Here is a 17,174-nt window from a genome sequence, read left to right as displayed (position 1 = left end):
TCGACGATAACGAGCGGCCGTCGTCCGAACGATTGCTTGAAATCCGTCCGCACCTCGCCTACGCCTTTCTGCGCGCGGGGGATCGGCTAATTCCTTCGCAAGAGACCCGACGCTCTGGCGTCGAACGGCGATCCTGCAATGCAGCGTCCGTATCGAACGCGACTATGATTTTGCGACCGAAAAAGGAGCATGATTTGGCGAACAGATCGATTGACCACGCCTTTACGGCGACCAGCCTCACCTCCGCTGCCAGCGATCCGACCTTTGCCGGCGCGCTGTCCTTCATGCGCCGCCGCTTCACCAAGGAGCTCGCCGGCGTCGACGTCGCTGTCTGGGGCATTCCCTTCGATGCCGCGACATCGAACAGGCCGGGCACGCGCTTCGGGCCGCAGGCGATCCGGCGCGCCTCGGCGATCTTCGACAATGATGCGCAATATCCCTTCAACCGCGAACTCTTCGCCGAAATGGCGGTGATCGACTACGGCGATTGCCTGCTCGACTACGGCAACCATCAGGACACGCCGGCCGCTATCGAACGCCAGGCGAATATCATCCTCGACAGCGGTGCCTTCCTGCTGACGCTCGGTGGTGATCACTACGTCACCTGGCCGCTGCTGAAAGCCCATGTCGCAAAACACGGGCCGCTGGCGCTCGTGCAGTTCGACGCGCATCAGGACACCTGGTTCGACGAGGAACGGCGCATCGACCACGGTTCTTTCGTGGCGCGGGCCACCCGCGAGGGCATCATCGATCCGGACCGCTCCATTCAGATCGGCATCCGCACCCATGCGCCGGAGGACTGCGGCGTCAATATTCTCTACGGTCATCAGGTCGAAGAGATGAGCGCCAGCGATATCGCCTCGGCGATCATTTCCCATACGCGCGGGGCGCCGGCCTATCTCACCTTCGATATCGATTGCCTCGATCCGGCCTTTGCGCCGGGCACCGGCACACCGGTTTCGGGCGGACCATCGAGCGCCAAGATCCTCTCGGTGCTGCAGCGTCTGCACCAGCTCGATATCCGCGGCGCCGACGTCGTCGAGGTATCGCCGCCCTACGATCACGCCGATATCACCGCCATTGCGGGGGCAACGGTGGCGATGTATATGCTGGGGCTTCATGCCGAGAGACGCGCCATCGCCGTGTCGCAAGGCTGACCTATCATCCTCAAACTGAATCCGGAAACCTTCAGAACTCATTGAAAGCGCAGGTTTAACATGGCACCGAAAATCTTCATCGACGGCGAACACGGCACGACGGGTCTGCAGATCCGCACGCGCATGGCCGGCCGCCGCGATGTCGAACTTCTGTCCATACCCGAAGCCGAGCGGCGCAACGCCGCCATGCGCGAGGACATGCTGAACGGCGCCGACATCGCCATTCTCTGCCTGCCCGACGATGCGTCGAAGGAAGCGGTGCAGATGGTTTCGGCCAACAACAATGTGCGCGTCATCGACACCTCGACCGCCTTCCGCGTCAATCCCGGTTGGGCCTATGGTTTTGCCGAAATGGACAAGCAGCAGGCCGACAAGATCGCTGCCGCCCGTTTCGTCGCCAATCCCGGCTGCTATCCCACCGGAGCGATCGGCCTCATCCGGCCGCTGCGCGCCGCCGGCATTCTGCCGGACGGCTATCCGATCACGGTCAACGCGGTCTCCGGCTATACCGGCGGCGGCAAGCAGATGATCGCGCAGATGGAAAACCCGGATCACCCGGATGCGATCACCGCGCCACATTTTCTCTATGGCCTGCCGCTCACCCATAAACACGTGCCCGAGATGACCGTGCACGGCCTGCTCGATCGCGCACCGATCTTCTCGCCGTCGGTCGGCAAGTTCGCGCAGGGCATGATCGTGCAGGTGCCGCTGCATCTCGACGATCTCGCCGAGGGCACGACGATGGAAAACATCCATGCGGCCCTCGTTGCCCATTATGCCGGCCAGGATATCGTCAGTGTCGTGCCGCTGGCCGAAAGCAAGGCCCTGCCCCGCGTCAACGCCATCGATCTCGAAGGCAAGGACACGATGAAGCTCTTCGTCTTCGGCACCGCAGGCGCTTCGCAGGTGAACCTCGTGGCGCTGCTCGACAATCTCGGCAAGGGCGCATCGGGCGCCGCCGTCCAGAACATGGACCTGATGCTCGCCTCGTAAGGCGCAGACGACGGCATCGACGTGGATGCCGCTCGAGCCTTGCGCCGATGTCTTCATCACGATCTTTCTCGCGGCCGCCTCCCTCGGCGGCCGCAGCATCGCTTTCGGCTCGATCATCGGCGACGATTGGGCTATGAGAGCGGACCTTCCTTGCCCGCCATTCCCGAATCACGGAGCCTGATGTCATGACGCTCGATGCGCTGGTCGATGGCGTGCACGCATGGTTTACGGCTGCCCTGCCCGACCACGGCATCTATGCGCTGATGGCCTTTGCTTTCATCGCCGGGCTTGCCCGCGGCTTTTCTGGCTTTGGCGCCGCGCTGATCTTCGTTCCGCTCGGCGGCGCGATCGTCGGCCCGAAGCTGATCTCACCGATCCTGCTCGTCATCGACGGCATTGCGTCACTCGGGATGATCCCGCCGGCCTGGCGCGGCGCCAACCGACCCGAGGTTTTCGTCATGGCGGCAGGTGCTGCGCTCGGCATCCCAGCCGGCACGGCGATCCTGACGTTGCTCGATCCGCTGCTCTTGCGCTGGAGTATCACGATCATCGCCATCTGCCTGCTTGCGCTGCTGGTATCGGGATGGCGCTATCACGGGGAGGCGTCCGCACCACTCACCAGCGGCGTCGGGCTGATTGCCGGGCTTTTCAGCGGCGCTGCGCAGCTCGGCGGGCCGCCGGTTGTCGCCTATTGGCTCGGCGGCAAGAGTAATTTCACCCGCGTCCGGGCGAATGTGGTGCTCTATTTCTCGATTTCGTCCGTCTTCAGCGCCATCAGCTATTATTTCGGCGGACTGTTCGTGCCTGCCGTCTTCGCGCTCACCGCCGTCATTCTGCCGAGTTATGCGGTCGGGCTCTATGGCGGCTCGAAATTGTTCGGGCTTGCCGAAGAACGGACCTTCCGCATCGCCTGCTACGTCCTGATCGCCGCCGCCGCCATCATCGGCATGCCGCTGCTCGACAGCGTACTGCGGTAGATCCCCCGAGCTACGGCCACTCGCCTCAATCGCGCTCGGCGATCATCGTCCCACGCGGATATTCGCCGTAAAAACCGCGCCAGTTGGCGACGGCGAAACCGAAAACCACCAGCGCACCGGCCTGATGCAGCAGGCCCCAGTGAAGCGGCACCTGCATCAGCAGCGTGGCGATGCCGATTGCCGCCTGCAACGTCACCAGCGCGAAAAGCACGATGGCGCGGCGTGCGTGGGTGGTCCAAGGTGCTGCGCGAAGGGCGATCATCATGTTGATCAGCGTCAATGCGAAGAGCGTATAGGCGCCGATGCGGTGGATGAACTGCACCGTCTTCGGGTTCTCGAAGGCATTGATCCAGAAGGGCTGCTGGATCAGCAGATCGGAGGGGATGACGGCACCATCCATCAGCGGCCAGGTATTGTAGGAGAAACCGGCGTCGAGCCCCGCCACCAGCGCGCCAAGATAGATCTGGAATAGCGCGAAAATGGCGATCGCCGCGGCAAAACCGCGCGAGCTTCCGGTCGGCGCCGGATCGTCGGAATGTCTGGAGAGACCGCGCATGATCCACATGCAGCCGGCAAAGATCAGGCAGGCCATGACGAGATGCGTCGCCAGCCTGTACTGGCTGACGTCGGTGCGGACGGAAAGGCCCGAGGACACCATCCACCAACCGATAAAACCCTGCAGGCCGCCGAGCGCCAGGATGCCGACGAGCGGCCAGCGCAGACGCTTTTCGATCCGCCCCGTCAGCCAGAAATAGATCAGCGGCAGCGCGAAGATCACGCCGATGCCGCGGGCGATCAGCCGATGCGCCCACTCCCACCAGAAGATGCCTTTGAACTCATCGACGGTCATGGAACTGTTCAACTGCTGAAATTCGGGAATGCGCTGATAGAGGCGGAATTCCTCCTCCCATTCGGCAGCCGACAGCGGTGGGATGACGCCGTGGATCGGTTTCCACTCGGTAATCGACAGGCCGGAATTGGTCAGCCGCGTGGCGCCGCCGACGAGCACGAGACAGAAGAGCGCCAAAAGCACGAAGCCCAGCCAGAAGCGCAGGGCGCGGCGGTCGCGATTCTGCCTGCGCATTTCGCTCAGGATCGCCTGTTCCGTGGTCAGGTTTGCGACGGCCATGATGTCTCCTTCTATCCGGCAGTTGATTTGCCCCACCGGCTCATGCAAAACAAGCCCCGAACCTTTGCGGCATGCCGTCGCGCCGGTTCGCCCCTCCATGCCGAGAGATAACCGATGCCCGTCCGCCTCCGCAAATTCATCGGCACGATCCTGATCATCGTGCTCGTGCTCGTTTATGCGCTGGTGGCGAATACGATCGCGGTGGCGACGCTCGGCAACGCGCCCTGGTGGGGACATCTGCTCTATTTCCTGCTCACCGGCCTGCTCTGGGTGTTGCCGGCGATGGTTATCATCAAATGGATGGCCGGCCCCCCGCTGCGCTAAAGCGCGTCGCGATCTTTCAGATTCGCTTGTCGCGCTTTAGGTGTTTGTTTTTACGCATGTCGTTGTCGCAAAACCGCGGCACACTTTTGCGCGACATGCTTTAGGGCCATTAACGGCCGAATAACCGTGATCCGCGGAAAACCTCGCCCAGCGCGTGCGGTTAAACCAAATATACGTCTGGCATACCTACCTTCCCGTTCAGCATTCTTGACCGGAGAAAATCGTGCAGACGCAAAAGCTCGATGTCCATGAACAGCCGTCCGACGACGTGGCGCTGGCCGATACGGCCATTTCGCGCCTGCGCCAGCTGAGCATGAAACTCGCCATGGCTGAAATCGACATCGAAGTCTTCGATACGATGCAGCCGCTGGAGGATGAGTGGCGGGCGCTGGAGCGCGACAATCTCCAGTCCCTGCATCAGAGCTACGACTGGTGCGCCGCCTGGGTGAGCGCCTTCCAGCGGCCGCTTGCGATCCTCAAAGGCACTCATGCGGGTCAGACCGCCTTCATTCTGCCGGCCGAGATCGTCAAGTCTCGCGGGCTCACGACGGCGAAATTCATCGCCGCCGATCACAGCAATATCAATACCGGCCTATTCGCAGAGAGCTTTGCCGAAGCCGGCAGGACCATCGCCCCCCATGAGTTCGCCGGCCGGCTCCGGCATGCGCTGAAGGGCCGCGCCGATCTGCTGCTGCTGCAGAACATTCCGCTGGAATGGCGTGGGCGCGAGAGCCCGCTCGCCGGGCTGCCGGTGGTGCAGAACCAGAATCACGCCTATCAGCTGCCGTTCCTTCCCGCTTTCGAGGACACGCTGAAGCAGCTCAACGCCAAGAACCGGCGCAAGAAATTCCGTGTTCAGTCGAAGCGCCTCGAGGCGGCCGGCGGCTTCGAATACCTCATTCCTCGGACATCGGAAGAACAGCACGGCCTGCTCGATATCTTCTTCCGCCTGAAAAGCGCCCGTTTCGCCAGCCTTGGCCTGCCCGACGTCTTTGCCGATAGGGAGACGCAGACCTTCCTGCACGGTCTCATCGACAAGCGGGACGACACCAGGCAGTATTTCGGGCTGCAGATGCATATGCTCCGGCTCAAGGGCGAACTTGAGGGTAAGATCGCCGCGATATCAGGCATCTCGCGCAAGGGTGACCATATCATCTGCCAGTTCGGCGCGATCGACGAAGAGCTCGTGCCGGATACGAGCCCCGGCGAATTCCTCTATTGGCAGACCATCTCGGGACTGCATGGCAAGGGTGTCGCACTGTTCGATTTCGGCCTCGGCGACCAGACCTACAAGCGTTCCTGGGCGCCGGTCGAGACCGCGCATTATGACGTGGTGCTGCCGGTATCGCCGTTCGGCGTCGTCGCCGGCGCCGCTCACCGGATCGTCACCCACGGCAAGGCGCACATCAAGGCGCGCCCGAAGCTCTATAAATTCGCCCAAGGCATCCGGGCACGGATCGGCTAGCCGTTCAAGCAGCCCGGCCGAGGGTCTGTTCGGCCGCTTCGCCGCCCGACATCAGCACGACGCGCTCATAGCCGGCAGCCTGGAATTCCGTCATCAGTGCAACGAAAATGGTCTCCTCGACCTCAGGCAGCGAGAGAATGATCTCGACGTCCCGGCTGCGCGTCAGCCGCGAGACGCCGGCGACATCGGCCGAACCGCATTCGACCACCACGAGGTCATAGGCGGCGGCGAGTGCATCGAGCAGCAACGACAGTCGGTCGACACCACGCATGGCGCGGCGCACGTCGCTCTGGCCCTGGGGAATGAGATGGGCATCGGAAAGGCGGTCGCCGTGGATCGTATCGCCGAAGGCAGCCTCGCCGCAAAGCAGATCGGTGACACCAAGGGCGGCCGGGTCCTCGGCCATCAGTTCCGTGGGGTAGCCGGAGCCGGTCATATCGATCAGGATGACGCGGTGACCGGCATCGGCGAGCATGCGGGTCAGCGAAACCGTCGCCGCCGAGCCGCTGTCACCAGTCGGAGATATGGCGATTGCCAGCGGCGCGCGGCTGCCGGTGAGATAATCCGCAACTGAGGCGACGGAGAATTCGTTGTCATCCTCCGGCTCGTCCTCTGGCGCCTCATCGGCAACCTTCACGTCCTCGATCGTATCCTCTTCCTCCGCGACGACGGCGAGCATACTCGGCTGAACGGGTTTTCCGGCGGTAGCGGCGATCGGAGTGGCCTGCGGTATATGTTTTTCCTCGACGATCGCTTCTGCCTCGATTGTCTCTGAAGCCAGATCTGTAGGGCGGAGCGCCCGGCCGCTGAAGAGTTCGGCCAGCATGATGACGATGGCGCTCATGATCAGCGTCGCGACGGCAGCGACGACGACGATCGGCACCACCTTCGGGAAATAAGGATCGACCGGCTCGACGGCCTTGGAAACGATCCGGGCATCGGCTGGGCTCGAATTGCTGTCGGCGCGGGAGGCGGCCTCGCGGTAGCGCACCAGATAGGTTTCGAGCAGTTGGCGCTGGGCGTTCGCCTCACGCTCCAGCGCGTTGAGACCGACCTCGTCCTCACCGGCGCGGGCGCTGGTGGCCTGCACCGTGTCCGATTGGCGCTCGAGTTCGCTCGCGCGGAGATCCGCGACCTTGGACTCGTTTTCGATGCTCGCCAGGATCTTCTGCGTCTCCTGGCGGATCTGGGTACGGATATCGGAGAGCTGGGCGCGCAGGCTTTTCAGCCGCGGATGGTTGTTGAGAAGGCTGGTCTGCAGATCGGAGATCTGCGACTGCAGGCCGGATTCCGTCCCCTTCAGCCGCTGGATCGCCTGGGAGGACATGATGTCGGGCAGCGTATCGGAGGCTTCGCCCGAAGACAACGCATTGCGCACCGCCTGCGCCCTCGCCTCGGCATTGGCCTTGTCGCCCCGCACGCGTGTCAGTTCGGCGGAGATATCGTTCAGTTGCTGGGCCGGAAAAGTGGTCGTGCCGTTCGTCTGCAACAGCCCGTGCGCGGTACGGTATTCGGCGACCTTCTTCTCGGCTTCACTGACCTTCCGGCGCAGGCCTTCGATCTCCGGCTCCAGCCAGCGGGTCGCCTCGGAGTTGGAATCGAGCTTGGCGCCGCTCTGGGTCGAAAGATAGACATTCGCCATCGCGTTCGGGATGGCGGCGGCGAGCTTCGGGTCCTTGGAGGTGAAATTGATGCCGATGACGCGTGAACCCGGCACCTGATAGACCTGCAGGCGTTCGACGAAGGCGTCGATGACGCGCTCTTCCGGCGGATTTTCCAGCGGGTTCTTCTTCAGGTGCAGCTTCACCAGGATGCTGCTCATGGCTGAACCGCTGGCGGCATCGTCGAATTCCGGCAGGTTATAGAGCTTCAGATCGTTGATGACCTTCTTGAGGAGATCGGCCGATTGCAGAAGCTGCACCTGGCTAGCGATGTTCAGCTCATCCATCAGAGGGCCGGCGCTGGCGTCGTTGATCTGCTGCGTGCTGGCGAAGGCCGGCGCCCGAGGTTCGATGAGGATACGTGTTTCGGTGCGATATTGCGGCGACATGATCTTGGCGCCGGCAAAGGCGACGCCCGCCCCCACGAGGGTGATTGTCAAAATCCGCAGACGGCGCGCCCAGACCGCACGGACCAACTGGCCGAGGTCGATGTCCACATCCTGATCACGAGCTACGCCGGACATGCTCTTACTCCACAACAAAGGTGCCGTAAGCGTAAACGACCATGGTAACTCAACGGTTAATGGCGATCTCACCGGCAAAGAGCGATGATCGATGAAGGAAACCGGGAAATTGCACGCACCCTTTACCGGGCATTAACCCTAACGGATCGATAACGACTGCACCGAGTTCATTTTTGTGAGCACAAGCGGATGTCTGTCGTCCAGCCCAAGATCCTTTTGGCCCTAAGCCTTGCAGCCATGACGGCAGCATTGGGCGGCTGCACGACGTACAAGCCGGCGCCGAAGGCCTTCAACGAGGCCACCATCCAGCCCTATACACTGGATAGCGGCGATCGGCTGCGCATCACCGTCTTCGACCAGCAAAGCCTGACCAACACCTATACGGTGGATCAGGCCGGCTATGTCGCCTTCCCGCTCATCGGCCAGGTCCCTGCCCGCGGCCGAACCCTGCAGCAACTCTCAGGCCAGATTGCCCAGAAACTGCAGCAAGGCTATCTTCGCGATCCCGACGTCACCATCGATGTCGATCGCTACCGTTCGGTCTTCATCATGGGTGAAGTCGGCCAGCCCGGCCAGTATGCCTATGTTCCCGGCATGACGGTGCAGAATGCGATCGCGATTGCCGGCGGCTTCACCAGCCGCGCCAACCAGCGCATGGTCGATGTTACCCGCAAGATCAACGGACAGGTGCTGACAGGCCGCATCAACATATCGGGACCGATCATCGCAGGTGACACGATCTACGTTCGCGAACGGCTTTTCTGAGCGATGGCAGAACAGCAGCCGCTCCGCATCCTCCATTGCTTCAGGTCGCCGGTCGGCGGAATTTTCCGCCATGTCCGCGATCTCGTCGAGGAACACAGCAAGGCCGGCCATGAAATCGGCATCCTCTGCGACAGCTCGACCGGCGGCGAGTACGAGGACAGCCTGTTCGACGATATCCGTCCCTATCTCTCGCTCGGCCTGACACGCGTGCCGATCCGGCGGTCGATCAGCCCGTCCGATATTGCGACGATGTGGGATACATACAAGAAAATCAAAAGTTTGCGGCCGGATGTGCTGCACGGGCACGGCGCCAAGGGCGGTGTGCTCGCGCGACTTGCCGGCTCAGCGTTGCGGGTGAACAGGTATCGCGTAGCCCGCCTCTATACCGCGCATGGCGGAAGCCTGCATTATTCGCGCTCCTCGCTCAGCGGACAGTTCGTCCTCAGGATGGAGCGCCTGCAGGAATATTTCACCGATGCGCTGGTCTTCATCTGCGAATATGAGCGCGACATCTATGCGCGCAAGGTGGGTAAGCCGCGGACGAAGACGAGACTGATCTACAACGGCATTGGCGAGCGCGATTTCGAGCCGATCCCGACCCGCTCGGATGCCGTGCATTTCATCTATGTGGGAATGCTGCGGGACCTCAAAGGTCCCGATCTGTTTGTCGATGCCTTCGCCAAGACCGAACGGCTGCTCGGCAGGCCACTGTCGGCGCTGATGATCGGCGACGGGCCGGATCGCGACCGCTACCGTGAGATGATGGTCGAACGCGGCCTTGGCAAACGCATCGGCATGCTGCCGGCAATGCGGGTCCACGAAGCCTTCTCCATGGCGCAGAACCTCGTCGTTCCCTCGCGCGCCGAAGCCATGCCCTATATTGTGCTCGAGGGGCTAGGCGCCGGCAAGACGATCATCGCAAGCCGTGTCGGCGGCATTCCAGAGGTGCTCGGCGCCGAAAGCGCAGCACTGGTGGAGCCCGGCAATTCCGACGATCTCGCCCGCGTCATGGCTGAAACGCTGAGCACGCCCGACTGGCACGCCAGGACGATGCCGAAGCCCGAGGCGGTGAAGGCGGTGTTTTCCTCCGCCGTCATGGCGCGTGATGTCCTGAAATTGTACCAAGAGCTCGTCAATCCCGCTGCCGGCCAAGTATTGCCTGTGGCCTCGTAAATGTTTCTTAGGGGCTTTCTGCTATTTCGCTTGGGTAACAACGAGCGATGAAACCCCATGAACAAGCTGGAAAAAGGCGATCAATTCGACGTGGACGCACTGCGCAAGCAGGTTTCCGACATCGAGGTGCGCGGCGAAGCGGGTCAGGAGAAGCCTTCCGATCCGACTGAGATCAACCCCTATGCCCGGCAGATCGCCGAACAGTTCCGTGACGGAACCCGTTCGCCAACGATCATCATCGGGCAATTGCGGCTGCTCGAATTCCTGGCGCTCTTTGCGATAGCTCTGATCACCTATTATTTCAGCCCAGGCGACGGCGGCGATTCCCCGTTGATGCGGGCGGGCATGGCGGCGATTGCCTCGGCCTTGACCGTCATCAGCCTGCAGCTTGCCGATACTTACACAATTCCGGCACTTCGCTCCAAGCTGCGTCTGATACCGCGCATCCTCGTTGCGTGGACGATCGCGTTTGTCCTCACCACCGGCCTGTTCGCACTTCTTCGCGGCACGACATCGGCGATGGTCGATGCCTATATCGTCTGGTTTGCTGCGGGCGCTCTCTTCCTCGCGGCCGAGCGCTTCCTCGTCGCCTACGGCATCCGCAACTGGGCGCGCAACGGCATCATGGAACGCCGTGCCGTCATCGTCGGCGGCGGCGAGCCGGCCAAGGATCTGATCCGCGTCCTCGAACAGCAGGCCGACAACGACATCCGCATCTGCGGCATCTTCGACGACCGCGGCGAGAAACGCTCGCCGATCATGGTCGCCGGTTATCCGAAGCTCGGCACCGTCGCCGAACTCGTCGAATTCGTGCGGCTAACGCGCATCGACATGCTGATCATCGCCCTGCCGCTGTCGGCCGAGGCCCGTATCTACGACCTTTTGAAGAAGCTTTGGGTTCTGCCGGTCGATATCCGCCTTGCCGCGCATGCCAACCGGCTGCGCTTCCGGCCGCGCGCCTATTCGCATGTCGGCTCGGTGCCGATGCTCGATATTTTCAAGAAGCCGATCCGCGACTGGGATTCCGTCGCCAAGCGCGGTTTCGACATCTTCTTCACGATCGTCGCACTTGCGCTGCTCTGGCCGATCATGGTCGCGACCGCGATCGCCATCAAGGCAACGTCGGAAGGCCCGATCTTCTTCATGCAGAAGCGCCACGGCTTCAACAATGAAATCATCAACGTCTTCAAGTTCCGCTCGATGTACACCAACATGGCCGACCCCACCGGCAAGGCAGCGGTGACCAAGGGCGATCCGCGTGTCACCCGCGTCGGCCGCTTCATCCGCAAGACCTCGATCGATGAACTGCCGCAGCTTTTCAACGTGCTGAGGGGAGATCTCTCGCTCGTCGGCCCGCGTCCGCACGCCGTTCTCGCTCAGGCGCGCGACCGCGCCTTCGGCGATGTCGTCGAGGGTTATTTCGCCCGCCATCGCGTCAAGCCGGGCGTCACCGGCTGGGCGCAGATCAACGGCTGGCGCGGCGAAGTCGACAATGACGAGAAGATCAAGTTCCGCACGGCCTACGACCTCTATTACATCGAGAACTGGTCGCTCTGGTTCGATCTCAAGATCCTGTTCCTGACACCGATCCGGCTGCTCAACACGGAAAACGCCTATTGACCGCGATCGAGGCGACATATCCCCGTGTCGCCCAACCGCAGCGGATGACGCTGCGCCTGATCGGCTCGGCCTTCGTCGCCTTCGGCGTCTTCCTTTCCGGTTTCGTGATCGACGAGCCGGCACCTTATGAACTCTGGATGGCGGGGCTGATCGGCCTCTGGTTCATCCTGGGCCTCAGGATTTCGCGCGGCGTGGCGCCGCTGCTGGCCCTGCTGCTGACCTTCAATATCGGCGGCATGCTGTCGCTGACGCAGATGAAGGACCTGGCAACCGCGCCGATGTATATCGCGGTGTCGACCTTCCTGGCGCTGACGGCGGTCTTCTACGCGGCAATCATCGAGGACAGCCACAAGCGGTTGCCGCTGATCTTCAATGCCTGGACCTTTGCCGCCGTCGCCACCTCCGCGCTCGGCATACTCGGCTATTTCCACGCCTTTCCGGGCGCGGAAATCTTCACGCTCTACGACCGTGCCAAGGGCGCCTTCCAGGACCCCAACGTCTTCGGCCCCTTCCTGGTGCCGCCATCGCTCTATCTCGTCCACGGCATCCTGGTCGGCGACCTGAAGAAATCGCCGCTGAAGGCCGCCGCCCTGCTGGTGCTTGCGCTCGGCATTTTCCTCTCCTTTTCTCGCGCCGCCTGGGGGCTCTTTGCGCTCGGCGTGGTGCTGCTGATCTTCATCATGCTGTTGAAGGAGCGCAGCGGCGCCTTTCGCTTGCGCGTCTTGGTCCTGTCGCTGGCGGCGATCATCATGCTGATCGCGTCGCTGCTGGTGGCGCTGCAGATCCCGAAGGTCGCCGAACTGTTTTCGGCGCGCGCCCAGCTGGTACAGCAATATGACGGCGAACATCTCGGTCGCTTCGAGCGCCACCGGATCGGCTTCACGATGATGATGGAGCGGCCGCTCGGCATCGGCCCGCTGGTGTTCGGCACGATGTTTCCCGAGGACGAGCACAATATCTGGCTGAAATCGCTCACCTCCTATGGCTGGCTCGGCTTCGTCAGCTATGTCGGCATGCTTGTCTGGACGCTGGCTCTCGGCTTCCGAAACCTGCTGCTCGACCGGCCGTGGCAGCCGTTCCTGATGATCGCCTGGATCTCGGTTCTCGGCCATGCGACAATCGGCAACGTCATCGATATCGACCACTGGCGCCATGTCTATCTGCTGCTTGGCACGGTCTGGGGCTGCGCGGCGCTGGAAGTGCGCCACAAGCGCGAACGAAGAATGAGGGGAGCGGCGTAGGGTCTTGCCGCCGACCGAATCGGCTGTCTATTTCGTCGCTCCTGCCGTCAGGCCGGCAATGAACCGTCGCTGGAAAACCAGATAAGTCACGATGAGCGGGAAAATGACAATCACCGCGCCGGCGGTCAGAACCGGCGTGTTGACGGTGTAACGTCCCTGGAAAAACAACATGCCGAGGGGCAGCGTCCGATAGGCGTCGTCATTGACCAGAATGAACGGAATGAGAAACTCGTTCCAGGTCCATATGAACAGGAACAGCGCCAGTGTCGACATTGCCGGCACCATGAGTGGGATAACGATCTTGCGCAGGATATAGAAGCGTCCGGCGCCATCGAGAACCGCCGCTTCGAGAACTTCTTCCGGCAGTTGCTGCATCGCGCTGGCGAGGAAGATCGTCGAGAACGGTATCGACATCGCGATCTGCGGCAAAATCAGAGCCGCATAGGTATTGATCAATCCCAGATACCGCATTTCATAATAAAGCGGGATGATGAAGGCTTCCGCCGGCACCATCATGCCGAGCGTCAGAATAGCGAACAGCGTACGCCGGAGCGGAAATGACAGGTAGGCGAAGGCAAAACCGGTCAGCAGGCCTAGAAAGACGCTTGCAGCAACGACGGGTATGACAACGATGATCGAATTCCAGAAGTAGATATTGAAATGTCCGGCATTCCAGGCATCGACGTAATTTTCGAAATGCGGATATGCCGGCAGCGCGAACGCACCCTGCAGAACGTCGGCCTTGCTCTTTATTGAGGTTAGAAGCAGCAGCAGGAACGGCGTGATCGTCACGAAAGCAAGAAGCCAGAGGACAATGCGAAGGAATAGCGTACCGGCGGGGATGTTAGACCAACGGCTCATCAAGCCCGTCCTTTGTTCTGCGAGCCCACCAGCCGGTGAATTGCGTAGTTGATGACGAATGTGAGTATAGCGCCGACAATGGCGATGGCCGCCGCAGCGCCGAACCGATTAAGCTCGAAGCCAAGCTGATACATGTAGATGTTCGGGACGAGCGTCGCGTTGGCGGGTCCGCCCCGGGTCATTGTAAAAATCAGGTCGAAGCTTTTGATTGACGCGATGACCGTCAGCAGCAAAACCACCCTTATTTCAGGCAAGAGAAGCGGCAGCGTTATCCAGAAAAAGGTTTTTCGCCCCGAAGCGCCATCGACCTTGGCAGCGTCGAAAAGAGACGGGTCGATGCGCTGAATTCCGGTCAGGAAGATGACCATGCAAAAACCGAAGAAATACCAAGTGGCAACGATCCCGACCGCGGGAAGCACAAAATTGAAATCGCCCAACCACGGGAGCGCGAAGGCGCCCAACCCCACCGCTCTCAGAAACTGATTGAACGGGCCAAATGCGGGATTGTAGAGCCATGCCCAGATGATGCCCAACACGGCAGTCGGCATGATATAAGGCAGGAACAGGAAGGTGCGCAGGGCGAGTTGTTCGCGCTGCTTCAGATTCCAGACGCAAGCGGCAAGAGTTATGCCGAGCACGAGCGGCAGGACACAATAGAAGATCATAAGCTCGGCATTGTTACGCAAGGCAATATAAAAACGGCTGTCAGAAAAAAGATCGGCGTAATTGCCCAAACCAACCCACTTGGGCATGCTCAAGCCGTCCCAACTGGTCAGGCTCAAACCCAAAGCCGCGACGATCGGTCCAAAGACAAAAGCCGCGTAGAACAGCAATCCAGGCAATAAATAGATAAAATTGGTCCGTTGCGAGCCGTCAAGTGCGGAGCGTTTCATCCATTACTCCATAAAGCCAAAGCTGTGGTCATCGCGCAGCAAGCCGATCGCAGTGCTCATTTATTTGGATCGACCCGACTGAGGCCACGACAGCCAGGGACGGCCGTGACCAGCGCCCGCAATTTTTATTTCTTGTCCTTCAGGTACGCCTGATAATCCTTGTCCATAGCATCGACAAAGGCTTCGGGCGTGATATTGCCGGACAGAAGAAGCGGCGTGTTGTCGTCTATTGTCTTCAGCATCGTTGGGCTCGACCAATCGGGGTAATGGCCGAGAGCGTCGTTTGCGTTGAGTGTCTTCCACATTTCGATGCCGGAAGTGAGGAGCGGCGTGAGCTTTGGCTTTGCGTCAGCCGCGAGCGAAGTAGCCGGAAGATAGCCAGCATTGGCCCAGGTTTCAGCAGCCTTTTCTGAGACCATATAATCGATATATGCGCCGGCTAGGTCCTGTGTCGGCTTGCTTTTGGCAAGGCTCGTTATCGCCCAGGCAAGATCCACGCCCCCGACACTCATGGGTTTGGAAACACCCTTCGGAGCGGGAATCGCCATGAAGCCGATATCCGGATTGTGTTGCATGTCACCGAAATACCAGGTCCCGGAGATCAGGAACGCGCCCTGCCCGGAAATGAAAAGCTGGACGGCGTCGTCACCCGAGATGCCTTCGAAACCGAGGAAAAAATAACCGCCCTGTGCCCATTGCTGCACGAGTTTGGCGGATTCGATGTTCCCCTTGGTGTTCCAGGAGCCGCCACGTCCGTAAATCAGATCGTCAAGCTCTGCGCGATTGCTGGCGTCGATATGCGCTTGGTCGATGGCGCCGATCATGTGCAGGGCCAGATGTTGCTTTGCAGAGCCCATCATGAAGGGCGGAACGCCCTTTTCCTTCAGCTTGTCGAGACCGGCCAACAGCTCCTCGAAGGTTTGCGGCAGCGCTACTCCCGCATCGGCGAGGATTTTTTTATTGTAGTAGAGGCCAACGATCTCGGCGAGACCTGATATGCCGTAGGTCTTACCGACCCCAAATTTTCCATCCTCCCAGCGGTCTCGAGCAAGCACGGAATCCGACTGGAGTTTATCCCAGCCATATTTTTTGATGTCGTCGTCGACCGGCAGAAGCAATCCCTCCTTGACCATCGCCCCCATGTCACCGGCACCCTGGTTGACTTTGGTGATGACAGGGCCATCACCTGCCGAAACCGCAAGCTTCAGCGTCAACTTCATGTCATCAAAGGTGCGGGCGGTGCGTTTGATCGTGACGCCGGGATGGGCAGCTTCAAACTCCTTGTTGAGCTGCTCTATAACAGCACTCTGACCTTCATAGGTTTGGTCATCCCACACGGCCAGGTCGTCGGCGCGCGCGGCTGTCGAAAGGCCAAAACTCAAAAGCGCCGCGCCAGCAAGCGCGACAGCTGCTTTCAATCCGTATGCCGGCAGTATGCTGATCGATTTCACGGTTCTTGTCATCTGCTCCACCTCATCTGGTTTATTTTCCACTCCCCGCTCAGGCCTTGCGCCAAGCAGCGGCCGAACGTTTTCTTCCCCCAGAGCTTTGCCTGGCTGGCGAATCTGGGGTAATCGTCAATGCATCCGCTCCTCTCGCGACCCAAAATGACAAAGCGCCACGCAGGAGGTGGCAAAGTGATGGACACCAACTGCTTCATCCGCCCCGCGATTGAAGCAGATATCGATGCCTTTTTCGACATCTGCCTGAAAACCGCGAATGGCGGTGAGGATGCCGGCGCGCTTTATAGCGACCCGCATCTGCCCGGCTACATCTGGTCGGTACCCTACCTCAAATTCGCCAAGGACTTTGCCTTTGTTCTCGTTCAGGACGGCCGGCCGGCCGGCTATGTCGTAGGGGTGCCGGACACCAGCAGGTTCGACAGAGACTTGCAGACAAACTGGTGGCCGTTCGTCCGCCAGCAGATTGCGGGACTGGCACCCACCCGTCCGCGCGACGCCGACGTGATGGAACGAATTCAAAATCCGCGTAGCGGAACGGCGTGGCTTCAAGACCAGTACCCGGCGCATCTTCACATCAACATCCTTCCCGGACGCCAGGCGAGCGGTTGGGGGCGCAGGATGATCGGCACGGAGCTTCAGGCGCTTCGAAATCACGGGGTCGGCGGCGTGCATCTCGGGGTCGACCCAAACAACGAACGCGCCAGGGGTTTCTACCGTCACCTCGGTTTTTCCGAATTCGAGCAGGATGGCTCGGTCGCCTTCGCAATGCGGATCGATGCAGGATTGGGTTGAAGCATTTCCTGGCTTCTCCGAAGCACAGAAGGGCCCCGTCTCATGGATGTGAGCACCCTTGATTGGAGAAAATCTCACACGCCCAAAGCTGCCTGCTCCCCACACGGTGACGTCAGCGTGCCCATCCGGATGAACG

15 protein-coding genes are annotated in these 17,174 nt (G+C 60.8%); 10 read left to right on the top strand and 5 right to left on the bottom strand.

Annotated features, from left to right (window positions below):
• The first annotated feature begins 194 nt into the window (after nt 1-194).
• The 3 genes from speB to AC2444_RS06620 all read left to right on the top strand — a co-directional run bounded on the left by speB (nt 195) and on the right by AC2444_RS06620 (nt 3,127).
• Nucleotides 195-1,157, top strand: a complete 963-nt coding sequence (gene speB, locus AC2444_RS06630) for an agmatinase (RefSeq protein WP_012756932.1) — start codon at nt 195-197, stop codon at nt 1,155-1,157.
• Nucleotides 1,158-1,217: 60 nt separating this feature from the next.
• A complete protein-coding gene (gene argC, locus AC2444_RS06625) occupies nt 1,218-2,150 on the top strand; it encodes an N-acetyl-gamma-glutamyl-phosphate reductase (RefSeq protein WP_012756931.1) in 933 nt (310 codons plus the stop codon).
• Nucleotides 2,151-2,335: 185 nt separating this feature from the next.
• Nucleotides 2,336-3,127 carry a sulfite exporter TauE/SafE family protein gene (locus AC2444_RS06620; protein ID WP_003558410.1) on the top strand — a complete coding sequence of 264 codons (792 nt, stop codon included), beginning with the start codon at nt 2,336-2,338 and terminating at the stop codon, nt 3,125-3,127.
• Nucleotides 3,128-3,152: 25 nt separating this feature from the next.
• On the opposite strand, the gene AC2444_RS06615 is transcribed toward AC2444_RS06620, so the two are convergent.
• Nucleotides 3,153-4,256 carry a COX15/CtaA family protein gene (locus AC2444_RS06615; protein ID WP_012756930.1) on the bottom strand — a complete coding sequence of 368 codons (1,104 nt, stop codon included), beginning with the start codon at nt 4,254-4,256 and terminating at the stop codon, nt 3,153-3,155.
• A gap of 114 nt (nt 4,257-4,370) precedes the next feature.
• Here AC2444_RS06615 and AC2444_RS06610 point away from each other — a divergent pair, with 114 nt between their 5' ends.
• Both AC2444_RS06610 and AC2444_RS06605 read left to right on the top strand, forming a co-directional pair.
• The gene (locus AC2444_RS06610; RefSeq protein ID WP_012756929.1) at nt 4,371-4,580 is read left to right on the top strand and encodes a DUF2842 domain-containing protein; all 210 of its coding nucleotides are present in this window, start codon (nt 4,371-4,373) and stop codon (nt 4,578-4,580) included.
• Nucleotides 4,581-4,803: 223 nt separating this feature from the next.
• Nucleotides 4,804-6,045, top strand: coding sequence for a GNAT family N-acetyltransferase (locus AC2444_RS06605; RefSeq protein ID WP_012756928.1), 1,242 nt, complete (start codon nt 4,804-4,806; stop codon nt 6,043-6,045).
• Between the two features lie 4 nt (nt 6,046-6,049).
• On the opposite strand, the gene AC2444_RS06600 is transcribed toward AC2444_RS06605, so the two are convergent.
• On the bottom strand, nt 6,050-8,230 hold the full coding sequence (locus tag AC2444_RS06600) for a GumC family protein (RefSeq protein ID WP_012756927.1): 2,181 nt from the start codon (nt 8,228-8,230) through the stop codon (nt 6,050-6,052).
• 189 nt (nt 8,231-8,419) lie between these two features.
• On the opposite strand from AC2444_RS06600, the gene AC2444_RS06595 reads away from it, so the two are divergent.
• From AC2444_RS06595 to AC2444_RS06580, 4 genes are read left to right on the top strand one after another with little or no spacing between them, the layout of a single operon-like run.
• On the top strand, nt 8,420-8,995 hold the full coding sequence (locus AC2444_RS06595) for a polysaccharide biosynthesis/export family protein (protein ID WP_012756926.1): 576 nt from the start codon (nt 8,420-8,422) through the stop codon (nt 8,993-8,995).
• 3 nt (nt 8,996-8,998) lie between these two features.
• Nucleotides 8,999-10,168 carry a glycosyltransferase gene (locus AC2444_RS06590; protein WP_012756925.1) on the top strand — a complete coding sequence of 390 codons (1,170 nt, stop codon included), beginning with the start codon at nt 8,999-9,001 and terminating at the stop codon, nt 10,166-10,168.
• 57 nt (nt 10,169-10,225) lie between these two features.
• Nucleotides 10,226-11,788, top strand: a complete 1,563-nt coding sequence (locus AC2444_RS06585; RefSeq protein WP_012756924.1) for an undecaprenyl-phosphate glucose phosphotransferase — start codon at nt 10,226-10,228, stop codon at nt 11,786-11,788.
• Complete coding sequence (locus tag AC2444_RS06580) at nt 11,785-13,029, top strand: O-antigen ligase family protein (protein WP_012756923.1); 1,245 nt, start codon at nt 11,785-11,787, stop codon at nt 13,027-13,029. The genes AC2444_RS06585 and AC2444_RS06580 overlap by 4 nt, the downstream gene beginning before the upstream one ends.
• 27 nt (nt 13,030-13,056) lie before the next feature.
• On the opposite strand, the gene AC2444_RS06575 is transcribed toward AC2444_RS06580, so the two are convergent.
• The 3 genes from AC2444_RS06575 to AC2444_RS06565 all read right to left on the bottom strand — a co-directional run bounded on the left by AC2444_RS06575 (nt 13,057) and on the right by AC2444_RS06565 (nt 16,246).
• Nucleotides 13,057-13,890 carry a carbohydrate ABC transporter permease gene (locus AC2444_RS06575; RefSeq protein WP_003558393.1) on the bottom strand — a complete coding sequence of 278 codons (834 nt, stop codon included), beginning with the start codon at nt 13,888-13,890 and terminating at the stop codon, nt 13,057-13,059.
• Nucleotides 13,890-14,783, bottom strand: coding sequence for a carbohydrate ABC transporter permease (locus AC2444_RS06570; RefSeq protein WP_113545979.1), 894 nt, complete (start codon nt 14,781-14,783; stop codon nt 13,890-13,892). The genes AC2444_RS06575 and AC2444_RS06570 overlap by 1 nt, the downstream gene beginning before the upstream one ends.
• Before the next feature lie 125 nt (nt 14,784-14,908).
• Nucleotides 14,909-16,246 (bottom strand): extracellular solute-binding protein, encoded by a 1,338-nt coding sequence (locus tag AC2444_RS06565; protein WP_012756921.1) that lies wholly within the window; start codon nt 16,244-16,246, stop codon nt 14,909-14,911.
• A gap of 177 nt (nt 16,247-16,423) precedes the next feature.
• Between AC2444_RS06565 and AC2444_RS06560 the strand changes: the two genes are divergently transcribed.
• Nucleotides 16,424-17,038, top strand: coding sequence for a GNAT family N-acetyltransferase (locus tag AC2444_RS06560; protein WP_012756920.1), 615 nt, complete (start codon nt 16,424-16,426; stop codon nt 17,036-17,038).
• Nucleotides 17,039-17,174: the final 136 nt, after the last annotated feature.

It is taken from the genome of Rhizobium sp. WSM1328 (assembly GCF_057653715.1).
The sequence above is the reverse complement of the archived record's forward strand: the minus strand, read 5'-3'. Positions and strand labels throughout refer to the sequence as shown.

Excerpts from the sequence above, each read along its gene's own strand:
- argC (WP_012756931.1), top strand. The coding sequence starts at position 1,218 with ATGGCACCGAAAATCTTCATCGACGGCGAACACGGCACGACGGGTCTG.
- AC2444_RS06620 (WP_003558410.1), top strand. The coding sequence starts at position 2,336 with ATGACGCTCGATGCGCTGGTCGATGGCGTGCACGCATGGTTTACGGCT.
- AC2444_RS06615 (WP_012756930.1), bottom strand. The coding sequence starts at position 4,256 with ATGGCCGTCGCAAACCTGACCACGGAACAGGCGATCCTGAGCGAAATG.
- AC2444_RS06610 (WP_012756929.1), top strand. The coding sequence starts at position 4,371 with ATGCCCGTCCGCCTCCGCAAATTCATCGGCACGATCCTGATCATCGTG.
- AC2444_RS06600 (WP_012756927.1), bottom strand. The coding sequence starts at position 8,230 with ATGTCCGGCGTAGCTCGTGATCAGGATGTGGACATCGACCTCGGCCAG.
- AC2444_RS06595 (WP_012756926.1), top strand. The coding sequence starts at position 8,420 with ATGTCTGTCGTCCAGCCCAAGATCCTTTTGGCCCTAAGCCTTGCAGCC.
- AC2444_RS06590 (WP_012756925.1), top strand. The coding sequence starts at position 8,999 with ATGGCAGAACAGCAGCCGCTCCGCATCCTCCATTGCTTCAGGTCGCCG.
- AC2444_RS06585 (WP_012756924.1), top strand. The coding sequence starts at position 10,226 with ATGAACAAGCTGGAAAAAGGCGATCAATTCGACGTGGACGCACTGCGC.
- AC2444_RS06575 (WP_003558393.1), bottom strand. The coding sequence starts at position 13,890 with ATGAGCCGTTGGTCTAACATCCCCGCCGGTACGCTATTCCTTCGCATT.
- AC2444_RS06570 (WP_113545979.1), bottom strand. The coding sequence starts at position 14,783 with ATGAAACGCTCCGCACTTGACGGCTCGCAACGGACCAATTTTATCTAT.
- AC2444_RS06565 (WP_012756921.1), bottom strand. The coding sequence starts at position 16,246 with ATGACAAGAACCGTGAAATCGATCAGCATACTGCCGGCATACGGATTG.
- AC2444_RS06560 (WP_012756920.1), top strand. The coding sequence starts at position 16,424 with ATGGACACCAACTGCTTCATCCGCCCCGCGATTGAAGCAGATATCGAT.